25 protein-coding genes are annotated in these 21,260 nt (G+C 68.6%); 11 read left to right on the forward strand and 14 right to left on the reverse strand.

The window, feature by feature from the left end; genetic code table 11:
• Nucleotides 1-57: 57 nt before the first annotated feature.
• Genes ACZ3HV_RS03955 through ACZ3HV_RS03965 form a run of 3 tightly spaced genes read right to left on the reverse strand, consistent with a single transcriptional unit; the run spans nt 58 to nt 2,722 of the window.
• Nucleotides 58-1,197: a hypothetical protein gene (locus ACZ3HV_RS03955; protein WP_465680659.1), complete on the reverse strand. Its 1,140-nt coding sequence runs from the start codon at nt 1,195-1,197 to the stop codon at nt 58-60.
• Nucleotides 1,194-1,610 carry a hypothetical protein gene (locus tag ACZ3HV_RS03960; protein ID WP_465680661.1) on the reverse strand — a complete coding sequence of 139 codons (417 nt, stop codon included), beginning with the start codon at nt 1,608-1,610 and terminating at the stop codon, nt 1,194-1,196. Before ACZ3HV_RS03960 ends, ACZ3HV_RS03955 begins: the two co-directional genes overlap by 4 nt.
• A gap of 32 nt (nt 1,611-1,642) precedes the next feature.
• Nucleotides 1,643-2,722 carry a LacI family DNA-binding transcriptional regulator gene (locus ACZ3HV_RS03965; RefSeq protein WP_465680663.1) on the reverse strand — a complete coding sequence of 360 codons (1,080 nt, stop codon included), beginning with the start codon at nt 2,720-2,722 and terminating at the stop codon, nt 1,643-1,645.
• Between the two features lie 98 nt (nt 2,723-2,820).
• On the opposite strand from ACZ3HV_RS03965, the gene ACZ3HV_RS03970 reads away from it, so the two are divergent.
• Entirely contained in the window at nt 2,821-3,462 is a 642-nt protein-coding gene (locus tag ACZ3HV_RS03970; RefSeq protein ID WP_465680665.1) for a DUF624 domain-containing protein, read from the forward strand.
• Nucleotides 3,463-3,524: 62 nt separating this feature from the next.
• A complete protein-coding gene (locus tag ACZ3HV_RS03975) occupies nt 3,525-5,012 on the forward strand; it encodes a DHA2 family efflux MFS transporter permease subunit (RefSeq protein ID WP_465680667.1) in 1,488 nt (495 codons plus the stop codon).
• Between the two features lie 3 nt (nt 5,013-5,015).
• On the opposite strand, the gene ACZ3HV_RS03980 is transcribed toward ACZ3HV_RS03975, so the two are convergent.
• Together ACZ3HV_RS03980 and ACZ3HV_RS03985 are read right to left on the reverse strand one after the other, a co-directional pair.
• Nucleotides 5,016-5,486 (reverse strand): hypothetical protein, encoded by a 471-nt coding sequence (locus ACZ3HV_RS03980; RefSeq protein ID WP_465680669.1) that lies wholly within the window; start codon nt 5,484-5,486, stop codon nt 5,016-5,018.
• Nucleotides 5,483-5,881 (reverse strand): hypothetical protein, encoded by a 399-nt coding sequence (locus tag ACZ3HV_RS03985; protein ID WP_465680671.1) that lies wholly within the window; start codon nt 5,879-5,881, stop codon nt 5,483-5,485. The genes ACZ3HV_RS03980 and ACZ3HV_RS03985 overlap by 4 nt, the downstream gene beginning before the upstream one ends.
• Before the next feature lie 485 nt (nt 5,882-6,366).
• On the opposite strand from ACZ3HV_RS03985, the gene ACZ3HV_RS03990 reads away from it, so the two are divergent.
• Entirely contained in the window at nt 6,367-8,961 is a 2,595-nt protein-coding gene (locus ACZ3HV_RS03990; RefSeq protein WP_465680673.1) for a Tex family protein, read from the forward strand.
• An 82-nt stretch (nt 8,962-9,043) separates the two neighbouring features.
• Here ACZ3HV_RS03990 and ACZ3HV_RS03995 read toward each other — a convergent pair whose 3' ends face one another.
• Together ACZ3HV_RS03995 and ACZ3HV_RS04000 are read right to left on the reverse strand one after the other, a co-directional pair.
• Nucleotides 9,044-9,247 carry a heavy-metal-associated domain-containing protein gene (locus ACZ3HV_RS03995; RefSeq protein ID WP_465680675.1) on the reverse strand — a complete coding sequence of 68 codons (204 nt, stop codon included), beginning with the start codon at nt 9,245-9,247 and terminating at the stop codon, nt 9,044-9,046.
• Nucleotides 9,244-9,621, reverse strand: coding sequence for a nuclear transport factor 2 family protein (locus tag ACZ3HV_RS04000; protein ID WP_465680677.1), 378 nt, complete (start codon nt 9,619-9,621; stop codon nt 9,244-9,246). Before ACZ3HV_RS04000 ends, ACZ3HV_RS03995 begins: the two co-directional genes overlap by 4 nt.
• 37 nt (nt 9,622-9,658) lie before the next feature.
• Between ACZ3HV_RS04000 and ACZ3HV_RS04005 the strand changes: the two genes are divergently transcribed.
• The gene (locus ACZ3HV_RS04005; RefSeq protein WP_465680679.1) at nt 9,659-10,234 is read left to right on the forward strand and encodes a TetR/AcrR family transcriptional regulator; all 576 of its coding nucleotides are present in this window, start codon (nt 9,659-9,661) and stop codon (nt 10,232-10,234) included.
• A gap of 149 nt (nt 10,235-10,383) precedes the next feature.
• On the opposite strand, the gene ACZ3HV_RS04010 is transcribed toward ACZ3HV_RS04005, so the two are convergent.
• Both ACZ3HV_RS04010 and ACZ3HV_RS04015 read right to left on the reverse strand, forming a co-directional pair.
• Nucleotides 10,384-11,160, reverse strand: coding sequence for a GNAT family N-acetyltransferase (locus tag ACZ3HV_RS04010; protein WP_465680681.1), 777 nt, complete (start codon nt 11,158-11,160; stop codon nt 10,384-10,386).
• 42 nt (nt 11,161-11,202) lie between these two features.
• Nucleotides 11,203-11,643, reverse strand: coding sequence for a helix-turn-helix domain-containing protein (locus tag ACZ3HV_RS04015; RefSeq protein ID WP_465680683.1), 441 nt, complete (start codon nt 11,641-11,643; stop codon nt 11,203-11,205).
• A gap of 67 nt (nt 11,644-11,710) precedes the next feature.
• Between ACZ3HV_RS04015 and ACZ3HV_RS04020 the strand changes: the two genes are divergently transcribed.
• Nucleotides 11,711-12,904, forward strand: a complete 1,194-nt coding sequence (locus tag ACZ3HV_RS04020) for an MFS transporter (RefSeq protein ID WP_465680685.1) — start codon at nt 11,711-11,713, stop codon at nt 12,902-12,904.
• Here ACZ3HV_RS04020 and ACZ3HV_RS04025 read toward each other — a convergent pair.
• Nucleotides 12,885-13,304 carry a winged helix-turn-helix transcriptional regulator gene (locus ACZ3HV_RS04025; protein WP_360364848.1) on the reverse strand — a complete coding sequence of 140 codons (420 nt, stop codon included), beginning with the start codon at nt 13,302-13,304 and terminating at the stop codon, nt 12,885-12,887. The genes ACZ3HV_RS04020 and ACZ3HV_RS04025 overlap by 20 nt on opposite strands.
• 67 nt (nt 13,305-13,371) lie before the next feature.
• Here ACZ3HV_RS04025 and ACZ3HV_RS04030 point away from each other — a divergent pair, with 67 nt between their 5' ends.
• The 3 genes from ACZ3HV_RS04030 to ACZ3HV_RS04040 all read left to right on the forward strand — a co-directional run bounded on the left by ACZ3HV_RS04030 (nt 13,372) and on the right by ACZ3HV_RS04040 (nt 15,533).
• Nucleotides 13,372-14,751 (forward strand): MFS transporter, encoded by a 1,380-nt coding sequence (locus ACZ3HV_RS04030; RefSeq protein ID WP_465680687.1) that lies wholly within the window; start codon nt 13,372-13,374, stop codon nt 14,749-14,751.
• A gap of 276 nt (nt 14,752-15,027) precedes the next feature.
• On the forward strand, nt 15,028-15,222 hold the full coding sequence (locus tag ACZ3HV_RS04035; RefSeq protein WP_360364844.1) for a hypothetical protein: 195 nt from the start codon (nt 15,028-15,030) through the stop codon (nt 15,220-15,222).
• On the forward strand, nt 15,219-15,533 hold the full coding sequence (locus ACZ3HV_RS04040) for a serine integrase family protein (protein ID WP_360364842.1): 315 nt from the start codon (nt 15,219-15,221) through the stop codon (nt 15,531-15,533). Before ACZ3HV_RS04035 ends, ACZ3HV_RS04040 begins: the two co-directional genes overlap by 4 nt.
• Nucleotides 15,534-15,772: 239 nt before the next feature.
• On the opposite strand, the gene ACZ3HV_RS04045 is transcribed toward ACZ3HV_RS04040, so the two are convergent.
• Nucleotides 15,773-16,525 carry a hypothetical protein gene (locus ACZ3HV_RS04045; RefSeq protein WP_465680690.1) on the reverse strand — a complete coding sequence of 251 codons (753 nt, stop codon included), beginning with the start codon at nt 16,523-16,525 and terminating at the stop codon, nt 15,773-15,775.
• A gap of 432 nt (nt 16,526-16,957) precedes the next feature.
• Complete coding sequence (locus ACZ3HV_RS04050; RefSeq protein ID WP_465680692.1) at nt 16,958-17,752, reverse strand: methyltransferase domain-containing protein; 795 nt, start codon at nt 17,750-17,752, stop codon at nt 16,958-16,960.
• An 82-nt stretch (nt 17,753-17,834) separates the two neighbouring features.
• On the opposite strand from ACZ3HV_RS04050, the gene ACZ3HV_RS04055 reads away from it, so the two are divergent.
• Complete coding sequence (locus ACZ3HV_RS04055; protein ID WP_465680694.1) at nt 17,835-18,692, forward strand: aminoglycoside phosphotransferase family protein; 858 nt, start codon at nt 17,835-17,837, stop codon at nt 18,690-18,692.
• Here ACZ3HV_RS04055 and ACZ3HV_RS04060 read toward each other — a convergent pair.
• A complete protein-coding gene (locus ACZ3HV_RS04060; RefSeq protein WP_465680696.1) occupies nt 18,617-19,423 on the reverse strand; it encodes a phytanoyl-CoA dioxygenase family protein in 807 nt (268 codons plus the stop codon). The genes ACZ3HV_RS04055 and ACZ3HV_RS04060 overlap by 76 nt on opposite strands.
• Nucleotides 19,424-19,467: 44 nt before the next feature.
• Entirely contained in the window at nt 19,468-19,830 is a 363-nt protein-coding gene (locus ACZ3HV_RS04065; RefSeq protein WP_360364832.1) for a nuclear transport factor 2 family protein, read from the reverse strand.
• 113 nt (nt 19,831-19,943) lie between these two features.
• Between ACZ3HV_RS04065 and ACZ3HV_RS04070 the strand changes: the two genes are divergently transcribed.
• Nucleotides 19,944-20,735 carry a helix-turn-helix domain-containing protein gene (locus tag ACZ3HV_RS04070; RefSeq protein ID WP_465680698.1) on the forward strand — a complete coding sequence of 264 codons (792 nt, stop codon included), beginning with the start codon at nt 19,944-19,946 and terminating at the stop codon, nt 20,733-20,735.
• Nucleotides 20,735-21,241, forward strand: a complete 507-nt coding sequence (locus tag ACZ3HV_RS04075; RefSeq protein ID WP_465680700.1) for a DinB family protein — start codon at nt 20,735-20,737, stop codon at nt 21,239-21,241. Before ACZ3HV_RS04070 ends, ACZ3HV_RS04075 begins: the two co-directional genes overlap by 1 nt.
• Nucleotides 21,242-21,260 lie beyond the last annotated feature (19 nt).

Here is a 21,260-nt window from a genome sequence, read left to right on the forward strand (position 1 = left end):
GTCAATACCTCACAGCTCGAATGATCACAATCGATCATTCCGATAGTGAGACCACGGTCAGCGCTCGTGGCTCGGCGTCTGGCGCTCGGGTCCCGCCGGGGACGTCGTACGCCGGGAGCCCTGCTGATCCGCGGCCAGCCGACTCGCCGAGGTCAGCGGCCTCGCCCCGCTCAGCCCCGCCCGAGCCGCAGCAGCCACATCCGGCGGCAGTGCCGCTCCCTGCGGTCCACCGCTCCGAACAGGCTCTTGAGGTCCACCGACCTGCGCCTGCCCCGGCCCAGTCTGGGTCTGCCCCTGCCCCTGCCCCGGCGCCTGCTGACTGCTCCGGTTCTGCTCCGCCCCGACTCCCCGCTGAACCCGCTGCTCCGGCGCCGGCATGCTCCACTGCTGCTTCAGGTTCGAGACTTCGTCCCTGCCTGCCCGCGCCGCGGACGCACCCGCCTTGGCGGACTGCCGTCGAAGCTGCTCGTCGTCCAGCTTGCTGAGATCGTCGATACCGGCGAAGGCCGGCTGCATCGCCGTCTCGATCCGCCGGACCGCGGCCTCCCGTTCCTGGTCCGGCACCATCCCTGGGAGGTCGCTGTTGTCGTACAGAAGCTCCGCCGCTACCCGGAACTTCTGCTCGGCGTTGACCACCGACAGCCTTCGAACGACTTCCTCGGAGTCCAGACCGGTCTCGCGACCGATCGCTTCGGTGAATCTGCGCGCCGCGGGCGTGAACTGGCGGTACGACGGGTTCGCGGCCGCCGACTTGATTCCGGGTGCGACGTCCTCCAGCCCGAGATCGTCGATGTAGGTATTCAGGTTGTCGTAGCTGTGGACCTCGGTGATGCCTTCTTCCAGCGCGCGAACACTGGGGTCCTTGAAGGCCTCCATCGCGTCTTTGTGGTCGCTGCCCTCGGCCGCGAGGAGGTGAGTGTTCTCGTGGAACACCGTCTTGACCGCCTCGCGGTACGACTGCAGCGTCTCGGCGTCCTGGTTGTAGACGCGCGCATTGGCGAACATCTCCTTGAGCGGAGCCGTCACCTTTTCGTCGCTATATTCGATGGTGTTGTCCCAGGTGACCGCTCCACGCACCTTGCGTTCGGGCGCGGCGACGCCGTACCGGCGGTTCCAGGACGAATGGTGCGCACCAGAGACACGGACGGCGGCCCGGTCCTGCTCCGCCATCAGCCCCAGGTAGCTGGTGACTTTCACCTGCGGTCAGGCTCCAGGGCCAGGATCAGCATGTAGAGGGACTCGTTGAGGTCCAGGATCGATGCTTGTTCGGTCGGTGGGGCGTTGTCGGCGATGCGGCCGATGGCGGTCATGCCGGCTTCGGCTCGGGCGACGCGTTCGGCCGGGGTGCCGTGGTTGGCCCCGGCTGCGGAGTGGACGCGGATCGCTTCCATCATTGCCGGGGAGATCGGCGGGCCGTCCGAGCCCTCGGCCAGGACGCCCTCGAGGTCGGCGATGTCATTCTCTGCGGAGCGGCGGCCGGCTGGGTCGTCGATCGTTGCCGCGAGTTCTTTGAGGCGGGTCACGGCTCCAGGCAGCCAGGGTGGGAGCTTCTCCGCGTCGAGGACGTCGAAGACCGGGTCGTACTCGGCTCTGAACTGGCCGTAGTCCATGTCCTACCCTCCGTCGGTGGCGATCTCCGAATCTACCTGCTCAGGTGGTTGGTGAGCGCCGGTTGGAGGGCTCCGCAGGAGGTGCGGATGTTGAGGTCGGGGAGGAGGCTGAGGTGCTGGACCGGGGCCGCGCCGGACTGGAGTTTGCGGAGGAGAAGTTCGCAGGCGGTCTCGCCGAGGGCGAACTTGGGCGGGCAGACGGCGGTCAGCGGTACGACGGCCAGCGCGGCCGTGACGTCGTTGTAGGCGATGACGGCGAGGTCCTCGGGGACGCGGAGGCCGCGTTCCATCGCGCGTTCGACGAGGCGGGCGCCGTGTTCGTCGGAGTGGACGAGGACCGCGCGGCTGTCGAACGACTCGCACTCGGCCAGGAAGGCGTCGAGCTGCGCGAGGGCGGCCGGGTCGTCACCGGCGGCGGGCAGGTCCACGGGAGACAGGAAGAGGTCGACGTCCAGGGCGGACGCGGCCGTCTCGATTCCGCGCCGCAGCCAGTGCGCCGTCACGGTCGCCTGCAGGTTGATCGCGATCCGCCGGTGACCGAGCGCCGCGAAGTGCCGCAGCGCCAGCATCGCGCCGTACGCGTGATCGGTGCGGACATGGTCGTACTCGCGCGCTACCTGGGGGAACCCGAAGGCCCGCTCCATCAGCACCACGGGTACGTCGATGTCGTCCAGCCGCGAGTCGAGCTGGTCGGTGTCGCCATCGCCGAGCGCGGTGCTGATCAGCAACCCGGCCACCCCGACCCCGAGCACTTTGTCGATCCGCTCCCGCTCCATCGCCACGTCGTACCCGGACACACCGAGCACCAGGCGAGCGCCGTACCGGCCGGCCATCGCCTCGGCGCCGCGGATCACGTCGGAGTAGTACGACGCGGCACTCGGTACGACGATCCCGATCGTGAGCTGACTGCCCTGCGTCCCGGCGCCGGCCGGGCTGGTCCCGATCGCGCCGCCGTGCACCCGGCGGAGCAGGCCGGCCGAGTCCAGCTCGGCCAGGTCCCGGCGTACTGTGATCGCGGAGACGCCGAGCTCGGCGACCAGTTCGGCCACCCGGAGCCGGCCGTGCCGCCGCAGGCTCCGCAGGATCTGCTCGTGGCGCTCCGGTGCAAGCATGCGGTCCCCCCTGCGCTGGCCGATGAGGTGGCGTGTGATTGTTCGTGATCATACGATCAACGCAGCCCGGGTGGAACGAGACAACGAGGAGGCGATCGGTGGCTGTTCCACAGCCTGAGGGAGGCACCGGCCGGACGAACAGCGTGATGGCGAAGCTGTCGATGGTCGGCGACCTGCTGATGCTGCAGCTCGTCTTCCTGGTGCTCGGCTTCGGGATCATCACGCTGTTCCCAGCGGCCTTCGCGCTGCAGCGGGTGCTGCCGGATGCGATCAGCCAGGACCGGCCGGCCCTGATGCGGCGGTTCTTCAAGCAGTTCGGCTGGGCCATGCGACGGTTCTGGCTGTCCGGGTTCGGGCTGTACGCCGGTGGCGTCATGCTCGCGTTCGGGATCTCGTTCTGGGCGTACTCCGGCGGCCCGGTGCGGGTCTTCGCGCTCGCGATCCTGATCCCGCTGACCGGCATGATCCTCGGCCTCTACCTGAGCGGGCTCGCGGTCCTCCCGGAGGCCGACGACACAGCGACGATGAAGTCGCTCTTCCGGTCCGCGAACCTCTTCCTGCTCCGTCGTCCGCTTCCGGTCGCCGGTGGAGTCGTCCTACTGCTCACCTGGTTCGCGCTCGCGTCGCAGGTGCCGACCCTGCTGGTGGTCGGATCCGGACTGGTTCCGGGGCTCACGGCGTACTGGCTTTCGCGCGTTCGGCGGGCTCCAGAAAAAAGTTCCGGCGACGTGTCAATCTGAGGCCTCCTAGTTCGACGTAAGGGTGTAAGGCCCAAACGACGGACCCTCAAGGAGACCCCGAGATGTACGCGACGACCGAAACCTTGGCGACTTCGCCGGCCGCGCAGGGCGGCCGCTCGCGCTGGCTGGCCCTCTACACGCTGTGCGCGGGCATGTTGATGATCGTGCTCGACGTCACCGTGGTGAACGTGGCCCTCCCGGCCATCCAGGACGACCTCGGCTTCACCAGCTCCTCGCTGGCGTGGGTCGTGAACGCCTACCTGATCGCGTTCGGCGGTCTGCTCCTGCTGGCCGGTCGCCTCGGCGATCTGCTCGGCCGGCGGAACATCTTCGTCGCCGGACTGATCGTCTTCACCGCCGCCTCTGTGCTGTGCGGTCTGGCCGGCTCGCAGGAGGTGCTCGTCATCGCCCGGTTCGTTCAGGGTGTCGGCGGCGCACTGACCTCCGCAGTGATCCTGGGCATGATCGTGACGCTGTTCCCCGAGCCGCGGGAGCAGGCCAAGGCGATCGGCGTCTACGCCTTCGTGGCGTCGGCCGGTGGGTCGATCGGTCTGCTCGCCGGCGGCGTGCTGACCCAGGCGATCAGCTGGCACTGGATCTTCTTCGTGAACCTGCCGATCGGTGTGCTGACCGCCGTACTGGCCGTCAAGATCATCGAGAAGGACAAGGGGCTCGGGATGGGCCGCGGGACCGACGTACCGGGTGCGGTGCTGATCACCGCGGCGTTGATGGTCGGCGTGTACACGATCGTCAAGCCGGCGGCTGAGCTGGGCTGGACCGCTGGGCAGACTGTGGTGCTGGCCGTCGTGACGCTGGTCCTGCTGGCGGGGTTCATCGTCCGCGAGGCGACCGCCGCGACCCCGCTGGTGCCGCTGCGGATCTTCCGGTCCCGGACGCTGACCGGCGCGAACCTGATCCAGGCGCTGTCCGCGTCCGGCATGTTCGGCATCTTCTTCCTCGGGTCGCTGTACCTGCAGCGAGTGCTCGGGTACGACGCTCTGGAGATCGGACTGGCGTTCCTGCCGACCACCGTGGTGATGGGACTGCTATCGGTGAAGTACTCCGAGAAGCTCGTGATGCGGTTCGGCCCGCGGCGCCCGCTGATCGCCGGACTGGCGCTGATCGTGGTCGGTCTGGTCCTGTTCACGCAGGCTCCGGTGGGTGGCAACTACTTCGTCCACGTACTCCCGGTGCTGGCCCTGCTGGGTCTCGGCGGCGGCATCTGCTTCCCCGCACTGATGGGTCTGTCGATGTCCGACGTCAAGCCCGAGGACGCCGGCCTGGCGTCCGGCCTGATCGGCACCATGGGCGAGGTCGGCGCGGCCCTAGGCCTGGCCATCCTGGCCACCCTCTCCGCCACCCGCACCGCCGCGGTCGCCGACACCAAGCCCGCCCTCGAGGCCCTGACCGACGGCTACCACCTCTCCTTCTGGATCGCCGCCGCCATCGTCGCCGCCGCGGTAGCCATCGCCATCACGGTGATGCGCCCCACCAGGCAGCAAGCGACCGAGGCTGACACGGACGAGAACCTCGCCCTCGAAGCAGCCTGACACCTACCGAGACGAGGGTTCGCCGTCCATGTCGGACGCCGAACCCTCGTCGACGTTCCGATGCCGCCGACGACCGCTCAGCCGGCTCGATACACCCAGCACAAGACCTAGCGCTGCGGCTATGAGCAGGCTCGTGCGTACTGCGAAGAGATCGGACAGGATCAGAAGACCCAGGAAGACGACGAAGCCCGCAGCCAGAACTGATGCCAACCCTTCGTGCTCACGGGTCCACAGCTCGAACCGCCCGTCGTAGAAGCCTGTGGGCGCGATGGCAACAAAGCCCGTGAGCAGCAACGACCACGTCGCCCAGAGGTAGTCGTGCCAACCCGCTGCCTCCGGTAACGCGTAGAGGCAGACGAGCAGAATCGCCAGCGCGAACAGCCGCACTGTCCGACCGGGTCTTCTCAGACTCCAACTCGCGAACGTCTCGTGCTGGTGTTTGAGCACGGAAGCCACCCGCGCCAAGACGGTCATGTCCGACCCGACGATGGTCGTGGCCTGCTCCGTCTCCAGACGACACCAACCACTGCCAGCCCGGACCCGACCGGAAGAGCGATCGCCGCACTGAGCCTGCGGTCCAGGAAGTACCTCAGGAGAAGGAAGCCACTGCTCCCGATCACCGCGAACACGACGAAACAATCCAGCACCGGATGGGCCCGCTCCCAACGGCCGATGCGGTCGACCACAGCGGGCGCGATCGCCGCCGGAAGTAGCACCACGGTGAAGAGGACGGCCGCCAGCACATTCTCGAACCGACGGTGGAGCACCGCGCGGACGACGAGCGCCGCCACCATCACCAAGCTCCACCCCCGCATCGGGCCGCGCGGTGGTTCGAGTGTGCGCTCGACGAACCGGTCGATCTGCCCCATGTGATCCCCTCCCCGGGGAGATGGTCGCATGTGGCGGGCTCCGGCGTGCGAGTCCGCCGTACCGCATCCCACGGACCAGATGATCATTTCCATGGGTGCGCGGCCCGGTCCGGAGGCGTGTCAGCACCGCCCTCGGTCGGCGCCGGCAGACTTGGGGAGATCTACCTCTCGTTCCAGGTGCGCAGGGCTTCCCAAGCCAGTAGTCCTCCCCTGTGCCACGGGTCACCGTCGGCAGCGGGGATCGGCGCGCACCGAAATGAAGCGCAGATCGACAGGACGTATACGCCCACTGCCGTCCACTGCCCGCCTGAGCACACCGCGAATCCGGCTCGATTGCCGGATATCTCCTGTCGAACTGCCCACTTCACTGATCGGCATTGCGTGTGCTCCGACTCACCGGTCCCGTGCCAGGCCTCGAGTTGTGAGGCGTGAGGGCGGGGGTTGTCCACAGATGGAGGGGATGGGGTTTCGGGGTGGGGGGTGGGATGGGGAAGGATGTGGGGCACGCGGCGCGGGTTGCCGTGGGTTTGTTGTCGGTAGAGGGGAATCGGACAGTGGTGGTGCAGTCGGTCGAGCAGCGGATCGCCGAAGAGCTGGAAGTCGGCGAGAACCAGGTCCGGGCAGCGGTGGCGCTGCTGGACGAAGGGTCGACGGTCCCGTTCATCGCGCGGTACCGCAAAGAGGTCACCGGGATGCTCGACGACGCGCAGCTGCGCACGCTCGAGGAACGCCTGAGGTACCTGCGCGAGCTGGACGAACGCCGCCAGACCGTGCTCGAGTCGATCGAGAGCCAGGGCAAGCTGGACGACGCGCTGAAGGCCTCGATCCTGGCGGCCGACACCAAGTCGCGGCTCGAGGACATCTACCTTCCGTTCAAGCCGAAGCGCCGGACGAAGGCGATGATCGCCCGGGAGAACGGCCTGGAGCCGCTCGCCGACGGGCTGATGGCGGACCCGGACGTCGAGCCGATCGCGGCCGCCGCCGTCTTCGTCAACGAGGAGGTCCCGGATCCGCAGGCGGCGCTGGACGGCGCTCGGGCGATCCTGGTCGAGCGGTTCGCCGAGGACGCCGACCTGATCGGTGAGCTGCGCGAGCGGATGTGGACGCAGGGCCGGCTCGCGTCGGCCGTGCGCGAGGGCAAGGAGACCGACGGCGCGAAGTTCTCGGACTACTTCGACTTCGACGAGCCGTTCACCAAGATGCCGTCGCACCGGATCCTCGCGATGTTCCGCGGCGAGAAGGAGGACGTCCTCACGCTGTCCGTCGAGCCGCTCCCGGCCGGGACCGAGGTCGACGGACCGACGGAGTACGAGTCGACCATCGCCCGCAAGGTCGGCGTGGAGAACCAGGGCCGCCCGGCCGACAAGTGGCTGGTCGAGACGGTCCGCTGGGCCTGGCGGACGAAGATCCTGGTGCACCTCGGCATCGACCTGCGGATGCGGCTGCGGCAGGTCGCCGAGGACGAGGCGATCCGGGTGTTCGCGGCCAACCTGCGCGACCTGCTGCTGGCCGCCCCGGCCGGGACCCGCGCGACGATGGGCCTCGACCCGGGCTTCCGGACCGGCGTGAAGGTCGCCGTCGTGGACGCGACCGGCAAGGTGGTCAACACCGGCGTCATCTACCCGCACGTCCCGCAGAACCAGTGGGACAAGTCGATCGCGACCCTGGCCCAGCTGGCCGCCGCGCACAACGTCGAGCTGATTGCCATCGGCAACGGTACGGCGTCGCGCGAGACCGACAAGCTGGCTGCGGAGCTGATCGCCAAGCACCCCGAGCTCAAGCTGACCAAGGCGGTCGTGTCGGAGGCCGGCGCATCGGTGTACTCGGCGTCCGCGTTCGCCTCGCAGGAGCTGCCCGGGATGGACGTGTCGCTGCGTGGCGCGGTCTCGATCGCACGCCGGCTGCAGGACCCGCTGGCCGAGCTGGTCAAGATCGACCCGAAGTCGATCGGCGTCGGGCAGTACCAGCACGACCTCGCCGAGAACGCCCTGTCCCGCTCGCTCGACGCGGTCGTCGAGGACTGTGTGAACGCGGTCGGCGTCGACCTGAACACCGCGTCCGCGCCGCTGCTGACCCGGGTCTCCGGGATCACGCCGGGCCTGGCCGACAACATCGTCCTGCACCGCGACCAGAACGGTCCGTTCAAGTCCCGCACCGCGCTGAAGGAGGTCGCGCGGCTCGGCCCGAAGGCGTTCGAGCAGGCGGCCGGCTTCCTCCGGATCCCCGACGGCGACGACCCGCTCGACGCGTCCAGCGTGCACCCCGAGTCCTACCCCGTCGTACGCCGGATCCTCGACGCGACCAGCCAGGACGTGAAGTCGCTGATCGGATCGGCGGACCTGAAGCGGCTGAACGCGGCGGACTTCGTCGACGACATGTTCGGTCTGCCGACGGTGACCGACATCCTGGCCGAGCTCGAGAAGCCCGGCCGGGACCCGCGGCCGGCGTTCAAGACCGCGGTGTTCGCCGAGGGCGTCGACAAGATCGCCGACCTCAAGCCCGGGATGCGGCTGGAAGGCCAGGTCACCAACGTCGCCGCGTTCGGCGCGTTCATCGACATCGGCGTCCACCAGGACGGGCTCGCGCACGTGTCCGCCCTGTCGAAGACCTTCGTCAAGGACCCCCGCGAGGTGGTCAAGCCCGGCGACATCGTCACGGTCAAGGTCCTCGAGGTCGACATCCCCCGGCAGCGGATCTCCCTCACCCTCCGCCTCGACGACGAGCCCGGCACCGGAGCCCGCACGTCCGGCGGCGGCGGCCGCGGAGCCGGCAACCAAGGCGGCCGAGGCTCGGGTGGTCAAGGCGGCCAGGGCGGACGCGGACCCGGTGGTCAAGGCGGCCAGGGCGGCCGCGGACCCGGTGGTCAAGGCGGCCAGGGCGGCCGCGGCCCCGGTGGCCAGGGTGGACAAGGCGGCCGTGGTCAGGGTGGCGGCGGTGGCCGTGGATCCGGCGGTCGTAGCCAGGGCGGTCAAGGCGGACGCGGCGGCCAGAACCGCGGCGGCAACGCACCGGCCGAAACCCCGATGGACGAGACCTCCCTCGCCGACGCCTTCCGCAAGGCCGGATTCACCGTCCGCTGACCTGACAGCACCTCAAGCCCGCCTCCAGCACCTGGGGGCGGGCTTCCACTCTGCTTGAAAGCTAGGTGCCAGCGGCAACTGGTCAGTCGGCAAGCTCGTAGCCGGCGGCCTCCACCGCCGCTCGAATCGCGGTCGCCTCGAGGACCCGATCGCTGACCACCGTGACTGTTGACGTGGGCAGGTCCACCGCCACGGACTCGACGCCCGGCACCGCCCCGAGCTCGTCGGTCACGAATCGGACGCAATGCGCGCAGCTCATGCCTGCCACGCGGAACGTCGTCGTCATGCGCTCACATCCCGCGTCGCCTGGGTCGTACGGCGGAGGCGGCCGTCGGGCGCGAGTTCGCCGAACAGGTACACCTCGGTCGCGATCGTCCGCCCCCGGCGCAGCTCCGCGTGGATGGTGAACCGCGCCGCCAGCCGATCATCGCTGCGCATCGCCTCGTGGACGTCGTACGACCAGGCCACCAGGTTCTTCCGGATCGGCCGCAGATGGTCGATCAGACGCTGCCGGTCGAGCGTGACGCCGTCGGTGATCTGCTCGACGTCCGGCGTGTAGTACCGGTCCACGACCGCCGCCGCGTCGCCGCCGGCGACGACCTCGCGGGTGAACGAGTCGAAGAACTCCGCGACGAACTCCCGTGCACTTAACTCTGACATACCGTCAAAGATAAACACATCGGCTAACCTTGACAAGGTGTCAAAGAATGAGGCGGTACGGCGACGGCGGCGAGCGGACGCGGATCGGAGCCGGGCCGCGATCCTGACCGCGGCGATCACGCTGCTGGACGAGCGGATCGACGCGAGTGTGGAGCGGGTCGCGGAGGCGGCGGGGGTCACACGGCAGACGGTGTACGCGCACTTCCCGTCCCGCGACGCGCTGCTGAACGCCGTCGTCGACGAACTCACCCGCGAGACCCTGCAGGCGATCGACGCCCTCGACCTCGATCACGGTCCCGCGCTCGACACGCTGCTGCAGCTGATCGACCTGGGGTGGCGAAGCTTCGAGCAGCACCCCCTGCTGCTGCACCTACCGCAGCCAGCCGGACCGGACGAACGGCACGATCCAGTGGTCGAGCGGTTCGAGCGACTGATCCGCCGCGGTCAGCGCGCCGGGGAGATCACGCGCGACCTCCCGGTCGGCTGGCTGGTCACCGCCCTCGTCGCCCTCGGCCACGCAGCCGGCGAGTCGGTCGCCGCCGGGCGCCTCCCGGCCAGACGAGCCAGCGCCACACTCCACGCCAGCATCATCCGCCTCCTCGCTCCGGCATAGGCGGACCTGCGCCATTCACCAACCATCCGCCACACGAGATAGGCGCGCTCAGCCGAACGCCACCCAAGCCGTCGGCCGCGGGTTGGTGAGTGGCGGAGGTCCGCAACTTCGACTCAAGACGAAGGCGGGATGCGGGCGGGTTGCATCGGTCAGCGAAGATCGGCCAGGTGGCCACCGGGGTCGCCGAGGTGTACGGCGGTCGCCTTGGGCTCGTACCCGAGCCGGCGATACACGCGATCCGCCCCGTCGTCGCCTGGCGTCAGCCAGGCGAGCGTGGCACCGGCCAGTTCGAAGGCCTGCTGCGTCGCGTACGCCGTCGCGAGCCCGCCGAGCCCGCGGCGCCGGTGACTGCGGACCGTCCCGACCCCAGCGACCTCAGTGACACCGTCGGCGACCGCAGTCCAGAACGCGGAAGCCACCGGTACGCCGTCGACGCGGATCAGGACGCAGCCGCCGTCCACAGGATCCGGCTTCAGCGCGAAGCCGGCACCGTCGACCTCGAAGGCCTCCGCGGACACGGCGTTCGCCTCGGTCTGCTGCTCTTCCGACTTCACCACTTCCGTCGTCACACCGGCGGGCAGCTCGGGGAACATCAGACCGTCAGGCTCGACGACGAGCAGCGGTGGGTGGGAGACGATGGTCATCCCATTGGCCTCGAGCGCCTCGGCCAGACCGGGATTGGCCTCGTCGACGAGCTCGGCGCTCAGCCAGCGACCCTCGGCGCTGAACGCCTGGCGAATGGTGTCGAGGGCCCACGGGAGCTCGTCCGGATCGAACGGCTGTCCGGGCTCGGCAGCGAGCATGCCCGACAGGTACCAGGCGTCGTCGTCGTGCAACAGGCCGACCAGCGGACCGGCGATCACCTGCCGCTTCGAACGCGCCGAACCGGTCAACTGCGCCGCGGCGATCCGCGCACCAATCTCCATGCCTCGGACCTTACGGCGCTCCGATCACACAGTGCGACCCGGTTATCGGTCGGCTAGTTGGAGGAGGTCGAGTAGGCGGCTCAGATCGGCGGGAGTTGGCGGACGACCCAAGAGGATCGCGAGCGCGTCGAGGGTGGCGATCAACTGATGGCGGGTGGCGGCGCGGGACCTGTTGCCGGCCAAGGCGGCGACGATCTCGGCAGCCCGCTCCGAGGCGGGCCGGTCCGAGGCGGCCCGGTCCGAGGTGGCGAGTAGCTCGGCCCCGACCGAGGGCGCCGGGGCCGGTGGTTCGTCGGCGATGCGCACCTCGAGCCGGGCGCCGAGGGCCGTGGCCAGGCGGTCGAGCGCGGCCATGGTCGGGTTGCCGCGACCGTTCTCCAGGTTGGCGATGTACGGCACGGACAGGCCGGCGTCCATGGCGACCGACGCGATGGTGCGCCCGGCCGCCTTGCGCCGGTCGCGAAGGATCTCACCCAGTTCCACGAGCGTTAGCCTATTCTCACAGAACACTCTTGCCAAGACCTATCTTGACAAGATAGTTTCCCGGTCCGTGAAGACACCTCGGAACCGCGACTTCCGCCGGTTGTGGGTCAGCGGCAGCGTCTCCGGCATCGGCTCGTGGCTGCTGGTGGTCGCGATCCCGTTCTACGTCTTCGACCTGACCGGATCGACGGTCGCGACCGGCCTCGCGCTCGCCCTCGAGGCGCTGCCCGCTCTGCTGGTCGGACCGTGGGCCGGAGTACTGCTGGACCGCTGGGATCTCACCCGGGCGATGTGGATCGCGGACCTGGTCAGCGCCGCCGCGGTCGCGCTGATCCTGTTCGCCGACACCGATCGCATCTGGCCGATCTACCTGGCGATCCTGGTCGAGAACGTCGCCACCATGGTGTTCCGCCCGGCCGCGCGCGCCCTGCTACCGGCAGTCGTTGGCACCGGCAACGAACTCGCCGCCGCGAACGCCCTGAACGCCTTCAGCAGCAGTGCGATCAGGCTCGCCGCACCACCACTCGGCGCGCTCCTGCTCGCCGGACCGGGCATCACGTTCGTCCTCGCGGTCGACATCGCCAGCTACCTGTTGTCAGCAGCAATCATCTCGACAGTCCGAACACACCGGCACGCGGTCGATCCGAAGAGATCCCAACCTCTGGAAGGATTCCGGTACGTCGTCCAGCACCGAGCGCTCCGTGGGATTCTGATCGGTCAGACGATCTTCCTCACCGCGAACGCCGGCCTGACCGCATTGCTTGTCCCGTTCACCGTCGGCCGGCTGCACGCACCCGGCTATGTCCTCGGTTACCTGATCTCCGGCCTCGGCGCCGGCTATCTGATCGGCGCCGCCCTGAGCACGAAAGCCGCCGCCTGGCTGGGAGTTCGCGAGCTGCTCGCCGTCACCCAGTTCGCCACCGCCGCGGCATTCTTCACGCTCTTCAACGCCCCGAACGTTCCCGTCGCGATCGTCGCGGCAGCGCTCATCGGGCTACCCGGCAGCATTCTCCTGATCACCGCGGAGACGGCGATCCAACGGACCGCGCCCGCGGCCATGCTCGCCCGCATCGGCGCCCTCTTCTTCGCCGCCGACTCGCTCGCCCTGCTGATCGGCGCACTCGCCGCCCCAGCCGTGACACTGGCGCTCGATCTCCCGCTGACCCTCAACCTGCTCGCAGCCTTCGCCGTACTCGCGGCACCCCTGACGCTGATCGGCGTACCGGCACATCCGGCGAACTTCACGCGGATCCGGAGCTGACGGCGTCATATCTGGCGCGCGCGGTGGCGATCTCCGCCTGATGGGTCTCGGTCCAGGAGACGAGGGACTGGATGGTCGCGTGCAGAGTGACGCCGAGCGGGGTGAGCTCGTAATCGACGCGTGGCGGCACAACCGGATGGACGGTCCGGCTGACCAAGCCGTCGCGTTCCAACTGGCGCAGGGTGACCGTGAGCATCCGCTGACTGATGCCGTCGATCGTCTTCTTCAACTCGGTGAACCGCATGCACCGGTTGTCCAGCAGCGCGATGACCAGCAGGGACCACTTGTCGCCGATCCGATCCAGGATCTGGCGGACGTCGCAGTCCTCCCGGGTGTCCCACTGGAAGGCGTCCTCGGTACAGCAGGAGTGACTCGGTTCCTTTGAAGTGCCTTCTTCCACAACTCCCGATGGTTCCTGATGATGGGGTCAGTTACAAGAGGTAACCATGAAATCGAGGGAGTCTTTCGTGTCATCAACCGTCATCCCGGAGCGGCTGACCGGCCGCGCCTGGGCCGTTCTGTTCGTGCTCTGCGGCGCGATCTTCCTGGAAGGCATCGACGTCTCGATGATGGGCGTCGCGCTGCCGTCCATCCGGGCCGAGCTCGGTCTGGCCACTGGAGAACTGCAATGGATCGTCAGTGCCTACGCGCTGAGCTACGGCGGGTTCGTGCTGCTCGGCGGCCGCGCGGCAGACCTGCTCGGGCGGCGCCGGATGTTCGTCGGCTGGCTGGTGGTGTTCCTGCTGTTCAGCGGACTGGGCGGATTCGCCACCGAGGGCTGGGTCCTGATCCTGGCCCGCTTCGTCACCGGTATCGCCGCCGCGTTCATGACCCCGGCCGGCCTGTCCATCATCACCACGACCTACCCGGAGGGACCGCAACGCACCAAGGCCTTGCTCGTGTACGCCGGGACCGCCGCCGGTGGATTCTCCTTGGGCATGGTCACCGGCGGACTGCTTACCGCCATCGACTGGCGTTGGGTGTTCTTCGCGCCGGTGATCGTCTCGGCGGTCATCCTGGCCGGGGCGGTCCTGCTGATCCCCCGGGACGCCGCGACACGGCGGCACCGCGGCGGCTTCGACCTCGCCGGGGCGCTCACGCTGACCGGCGCAATGTTGTTGCTTGTGGCAACCGTAGTGCGCGCGCCGGACGTGTCGCCGGCGCCAACGCTGGCGACGGCGGCGGCCGGCCTGGTACTGCTGGCCGCCTTCGTGCTGATCGAGCAGCGGGTGTCCGCGCCGCTGGTCAGGCTCGGGCTGTTGCGGAACGTGGCGCTCGTCCGCGCGAATCTCGGCGCGATCCTCCTGGTCGGATCGTTCGTCGGGTTCCAGTTCATCGCCGTGCTGTATCTGCAGGAGCTGCGCGGCTGGTCCGAGCTGGAGACCGGGCTTGCGCTGATGGTGATCGGCATCGACGCGGTACTGGCGCCGACGCTCACGCCGTGGCTGGTGAATCGCTTCGGCAACAGGCGCGTGGTGTTCGGTGGGTTCGTCCTCGCGGCCCTTGCCTACCTGGCTTTCCTGCCGTTGGGATCGACTTTCGCGGCCATGCTTCCCGCCTTCCTGTTGCTCGGGCTCGCGTTCGCGCTGGCCTACGGCCCGTTGACGATCGCGGCGACCGAGCGGGTGACCGAGGACGAGCAGGGCCTGGCGAGCGGCGTACTGACGACGTCGTTCCAGTTCGGATCCGCGCTCGGCCTCGCGGTCGTGGCAGCCGTTCTGGCCGCGGCCGGCGAGTCGACCGTCAGCGGGTTCCGGACCGGACTCGTGGTGCCGCTCGCGGCCGCCGTACTCGGAATTCTGGTCGCCGGAATACCGGTGCGTGAGCGGGTGCGTACAAACGGTTAGGAGGACGTCATATATTCCGTCATGGTCAGAATGGCGGAGTGGCCGAATCGTTATTGGCAAATTGCTGCAAACATTCTTGACAGGGCTTTCCCAGCCCCCTGACAGACTCGCCGGAAGGGCTCTGACCAGCAGATTCGTAGGGTTTCCCTACTCTGCGTTAGGGCTCTGTAAAGGTCCCTTCGGAACTATTCCGGAGGGACCGGCCGGTGAGGTGTCCTTTTCTCAGTGCCGGACAAAGCCGTCCGGGGCACCGATCACACCGCCGAAGGACCGCTGATGCCCGAGACGTTCGAAACCCCCGCCACGCACCGTCGGGTGCAGGTCTGGTTCGGCGCTCACGCGATCGCGGACCACACGGCCGGTGCGGAGCAGGCAGCGCAGTACGAGGAAGCCATGCGGCGGCGGTTCGCATCCCTTCGGGTGACGAGCGAGCCGGTGCTGGCGGACAGCACCGCGGGTCCGGGTCAATGACGACCCGGCCGACCGTACTCGGGTATGTCCGGGCCGATGCGCTGAGCTGCGCGGAGGAACTGGCCGCGGCGACGGATTCACTTGTCGCCTTCGCCAGCGCCGAGGGGTTCACCCTCGGCACCGTCTACACCGAGCGCGACGCGGCCGAGTCCGCCGCCTTCAACGCACTGCTCGAAGAGGTGAAGCGGTCCGACGTCCGTGCGGTCGTCGTCCCGGCGATGAACCACCTCGGCCAGGCCGGAACCCCGGCGGAGATGCGGCAGCACCTTGAGTTCCACCAGGCGCGCGTCTGGGCGGTCGACTCGAGATAACTCCACACAGGCAAGCGGAGCTGACGTCTTGACCCCTGCATCGGCGTCGGTTCCGCTCTCCACCTCCACAGCTGCACCGGGGATGCCCGGGCGGTAGTGGACCACCAAGGCCCCACCGGCTGCTACCGGTGGGGCCTTGTCGTTGAGCGGACCGCCAGGCCATCACAAGCGCACCCATCGCCGGTGGCTGAGCGTGCGGACGATGGAACGCGAAGATTGTGATGGGCTGGCGGTCCGGCTCAGGCGACGATCGTGTAGCCGTAGCGCTTCATCACGGTGGCGACGCTCGCGTTGAAGATGCCGGTGACCTCGAGCTTGAAGTGCAGCTGCACCTTGCGGATCACCCGCTGGAAGTGCAGGTGCCACGGCACCCCGGCCGGCGGGATGGTCTCGGCCTTGGTGATCGCACCGACCTTCGGGTGTGCCGCCCAGGCGATCACCCGGGCCCGGTCCGCGCCCCACACCCCGGTCATCGCGTCGTGCGTCCGCGCGTACGCCATCGCGGCCAGCGAGATGGTCGAGTCCGGCACCGGCTGGGCCGGCGGGTGTGCTTTCAGGTACAGCTCCCAGGTCATCCCGTAGAACCCGGGCGGTCCGTCGTCCTTGCCGCGGTTGGCCAGGCCGTTGCGCTTGCGGTGGTACTCCGCGACCTGGGTGGCCGCGCCGCGGGACAGGTCCTTGTCGCCGACCGCGATCGCGTGCACGTGGTACGGCCAGTTGCCCTGGGCCGGCGTCCGCAGCCAGGCCGCGAACCCGACCGCGCGCATCGCCTTCAATACCGCGACCCGCTGCGCGGCGCTCTTCGTACGAACGTCGATGTCGACCGCACCACCACCGTCATGGGTGCCCGCCGACGCGTCCACGCCGCCCTTGTTGTACGACCCCTGCAGGATCGCGAACTTCGACTTGTAGAGCTTCTCCGCGGCCTCGACCATCGCGACGGACCGCTTGTTCATCGCCCAGCCCCGCCAGACGATCCTTGCCTCAGGCATCTGTTTCCCCGGCGACCGCACCGAGGATCAGGTCCGCGTCCTCGGCCGCACCGAGCGCCTCGAGCTGATCCAGGTCGGCATCGGTCAACTCGTCGTCGAACACATCCGGCATCGCACTACCTCCCCCTGACGTCCGCGAGCCTCCCCCGGCACACGGAATCGCCCTCCAGGCTAGGCGGCGCCCGGGTCACGGGTCGAGAGCCTTCCGGAGAGCGAAGGTTTGAGGAATGTGAAGTTTTCGCCGCCGGCCGCGTGCCGGAGGGTGTGAGGTCCGCGGACATGGGGTACCTCTAGGTGGTCCCGCGGTTCGGTCAGTGCCATTCGGGCATGGGTGGTGTTCACCGAGCCGCGAGTTCTCCCACTGAGGGGCGGGAGAACGACCGGTCCGGCGGGCGCGTCTTTCCCAGGGTGCGCCCGCCGAGCTCGGCGGTTCTACAGGGCCGACGCCACGAACAGGTACCGGTTCAGGCTGAAGAAGTAGCCGGCGCCGAGTCCCCGCAGGTCGTCGGCCCACGCCCGCGCCTCGTCCGCGGTGACGTCGGCATGACCCGGCACGAACCCGGTGACGATGTCCATCAGTCCCGCACTGTAGGTGCGGTCGTCGTACCCGGTGTTCAGGATCGGCACCACCTGCTGATGCGTGAGCGTGAAACCGGACTTGGCCAGTACGTCGGCCAACGTCCGAGGCAGATGTGGATCGGCGAGATGGTCCTCGAACGCGGTCAGGACCCGCGCCATCCGCGCATCGTCACTCGACCGCCACACCAGTGAGCCCCAGTCGGTGTCGAGCAGTACGACGCGACCCGCCGGCCGCAGCACCCGGCGTACCTCGTCCAGGGCACCGCCCACGTCGTCGAGGTACTCGAAGACCTGGGTCGACACGACCACGTCGAAGCTCTCGGCCGGATGCGGGATGCGCTCGACCGACGCCACCTCGAGCTCGATCCCGGGACCCACGCCGGCGCGCCTAGCCGCGATCGCCAGCATGCTGTCACTGATGTCGATCCCGCAGATCCGCCCGCTCGGCCCGACCTCGGTCGCCATCTCCGCGGCCAGCAATCCCGGCCCGACCCCGACGTCCAGGACTCGATCTCCGGACCGCAACGCCAACGCCGCCCGGACGATCCGCCGCTGTTCGACGACGTCCGCCGTCGTGTACATCGCTTCGACCTGCCGCGACATCTGCGGGTCGAACTGCAACCCGTCCACTTCAGCCTCTCCGCCCATGCCGACATCATGGTCCGCCATCCCGCCGGTTGGGAGGCCTTATCGGGGCGCGTCGCGATCTGCCCCTGGTTAGCTTGTGACCGTGATCGAACTCCCCGAGTCGTTTCTGCGGATGCCGCGCTGGTGGACCGAGGGTGCGGACTGGCTGGGCGGGTTGGCCCAAGCGGTGGAGCGACAACGCTTGCGATGGCAGCTAGAGGTTGTCGGGGACGTGGCCCATGGATCGAACGCGATCGTCGTACCGGTGATGAGGGCGGGCGAGGAGTTCGTCCTGCGGATGTCGCCGCCGGGGACCGAGGTCGCGGACCAGGTACGGGCGCTGCGCTGGTGGGACGGCCGCGGGATGGCTCTGCTGTACGACGCCGACGTCGAAGCCGGCGCGATGTTGCTGGAGCGATTGTCGACCCCGTTGACGACTCGGCCGGTCGACGAGGCGGTCGACGTACTCGGGCAACTGATGCGTCGGCTGGCCGTCCCGGGTCCGGATGACGCGCTCTCGACCGCGGAGATCGTCGTACGGCGGTCCGCCGAGCTGGAGCCGGAGTGGGAGCGGCTGGGGCGACCGTTCGACAGCGGGGTCCTGCAGGAGGCGCTCAGCATCGCGCCGCGCTTGGCCGAGAGCACCTCGGAGCTGGCAGTCAACGGCGACTTCCACTCCGACCAGGTACTCGCGGGGTCGCGCGAGGAATGGTTGACCGTGGACCCTGTGCTGTTCCGCGGCGACATCGAGTTCGACCTCGGCAGGGTGCTGTGGACGCGGCTGGACGAGATGACCAGCATCGTGCCGCACTTCGATGCGGCCGTGTCCGCGGCCGGGCTCGACCGCGATCGCGCTCGGGACTGGGTCGTCTGGCGAACGGTCGACTACTGGCTCTGGGGGCTGTCGGCCGGACTCACCGAGGATCCGGTGCGCTGCGCCCGGCTGGTCGACGCCTTGTAAATGAAGCGGCTGCGGATCATCCGCGGGGTGTCGTTCGCGTTGGTGGCGATCGAGTGCAGGATCCACGGGTGGGTCAGGAAGACGTCGCCCGCGCGACCGGTGAGCTCGGTGACCCGGACGGGCAGTCCGTCCAGATCTGCTTCGACCATCGGCTCGACCGACCGCTCAGTGGACGTCAGACCGCGGAACCACGGGTCGGACCGCAGCACCTGGTCCCGGATCGTGGTGAACTCCCGCTCGTCCGTCGTACCCAAATACCGAGCGATGACGCGATGGGAGCCGGCCACCTGCGGGGTCCCGCCGCCACCGGGCTCGAGGTCGTCGAGCAGCCCCCAGATCTTCACGGCCGGCAAGTCGTCCATCGGCTGGTCGAACCCGACGTCGGTGTGCCACTGGCGATGTGGGACCACCCAAGGCTCACCGGTCGGCATGGTGACCAGGACCTGGCCCAGATGCGGCGGCTCGAGCCAGGCGCCGAGCAAGTCGTCGAGTGCCGACCGGAGCTTCGGACTCAGGATCGCCTGAGCCACCCGGTGTTTCTTGGTGCTCTTCAGCCCGGTCGGCCGCACTGTCGTCCACGTCGACCGGTCGTCCGGATCCATGCCGTGCCGCGCGGTCAGCTCGGACCACAGCACCTCGCGCATCCGCGCGGCATCGTCGGCTGAGAACGCGGCCGGGACCTTCAGGATCCCGTCGCGCTCGAACAGTTCTCGCTCCTGGGCGTCGAGCATTCACCCATGCTCCGCCGGACCGGTGCGGCCCGGCCACCCAATTTCTAGTGCGCCGGGGCGAAGTTGTGGAACCCGATGAGCTTCTTGATCTTGCCGTCGTCGTCGAGCACGACGATGTCGGTGCCGCCGGCTACCGGTTCCTGGCCGTCGGCCTGCAGGTGCCAGGTCCAGCGCAGGTAGGTGTGGTGCTCGTCGATGTCGCCGACGCGGACGAAGGACAGCCCCGGGAACATCTGCTGGGCGGCGCCGACCAGCTTGTTCAGCTCGTCGTGCCCGTTCGTCTCGAAGCTCGGGTCGACGAAGGTCGCGTCCTCGGTCCAGGTGCCTGCGATCAACTCGGCCCGACGGTCGGCGTCGGCCGCGTTCCACGTCGCGAAGTACTGGTCGGCGAGAGCGGTGGCGTTCATGGTGTTTCCTCCTCGGTTCGTTCTGATGACCAGAACTTTGCCGTCGGTCGGCCGATCCGGTCGATGACGTCGGAGGTAATGGCGTTGTCTATGCCACCGGTTACGGTCGGAGGATGGCAGCGACGATCGAGGAGACGTTCCAGCGCCCGGTGGGTGAGCTTCTGCGCGGCTGGCGGGAACGCCGCCGGCTCAGCCAGCTCGAGCTCGCGAACCGGGTCGAGGTGTCCACCCGGCACGTGAGTTTCGTGGAGACCGGACGATCCAAGCCGAGTCGTGAGATGGTGCTCCGGCTGGCGGAGCATCTCGACGTACCGCTGCGGGATCGCAACCAACTGCTGCTGGCCGGCGGGTTCGCGCCGATCTTCAGCGAGGCGTCGCTGCACTCACCGGCCATGCTCGCGATCCGGACCACATTGCGACGGTTGCTGAAGGCTCACGAGCCCTACCCGGCCCTCGTCGTCGACCGTTGGTGGAACATCGTCGAGGCGAACGCCGGCGTTCAGCTCTTCACCACGGACGTCGACGAGAAGTTGCTCCAGGCACCGATCAACGCGCTCCGGCTGACTCTGCACCCGGACGGCCTGGCCCGCCGGATCGGCAACATCGCCGAGGTCCGCGCCGCCGCGCTGGCCAGCCTGCAACGCCACGCCGCCGGCACCGCCGACCCCGACCTCCAGGATCTGTACGACGAACTCCGCGCGTACGCCGTGGACGACCGGCCGGTGCACGCCGGGCAGAACGAGGTCGTCGTACCGTTCAAGCTGACCCACAACGGCCACGAGCTCTCGTTGCTGACGATGATCGCCACGTTCGGCACGCCACTCGACGTCACGGTGTCCGAGCTGATGATCGAGTCCTTCTACCCGGTAGACGACCAGACCGCCGAGTATCTCCGGACGCTCTGATGACGAAGCCACCGCGTGAGTTGGCCGACACCATCGAGCTTCACCTTCAGTACCTCGACCGTTATCGCGAAATCATCGAGACGAAGCTGACCGGGCTGAGCGAGACGGACCTGCGCACCAGCCGCCTGCCGTCGGGGTGGGCACCGCTGGACCTCTTGAAGCACTTGGTGTTCGTGGAGCGACGCTGGCTGCGTTGGGGATTCGCCGCCGAGCCTGTCGACCATCCGTGGGGCGACTCAGGTGATGATCCGGACGGCCGCTGGAGAGCCGGCGTGGACGAGACACTCCAAGGTCTCCTGGCCGAACTGCACGGGGGCGGTGCGATCACCCGGCAACTCGTCACCGGCGTGGATCCGGCGACGCTCGGAGCGTCCGGTGGCCGGTTCGATGACGACGACCGGCCGACGCTGAACTGGATCCTGTTCCACGTCCTGCAGGAGTACGCGCGGCACGCCGGCCACCTGGACGTCGTCCGCGAACTCACAGACGGGGTCACCGGCGAGTAGGGCTGCAGGGTGCCTACTC

It is taken from the genome of Kribbella sp. NPDC020701 (assembly GCF_055562215.1).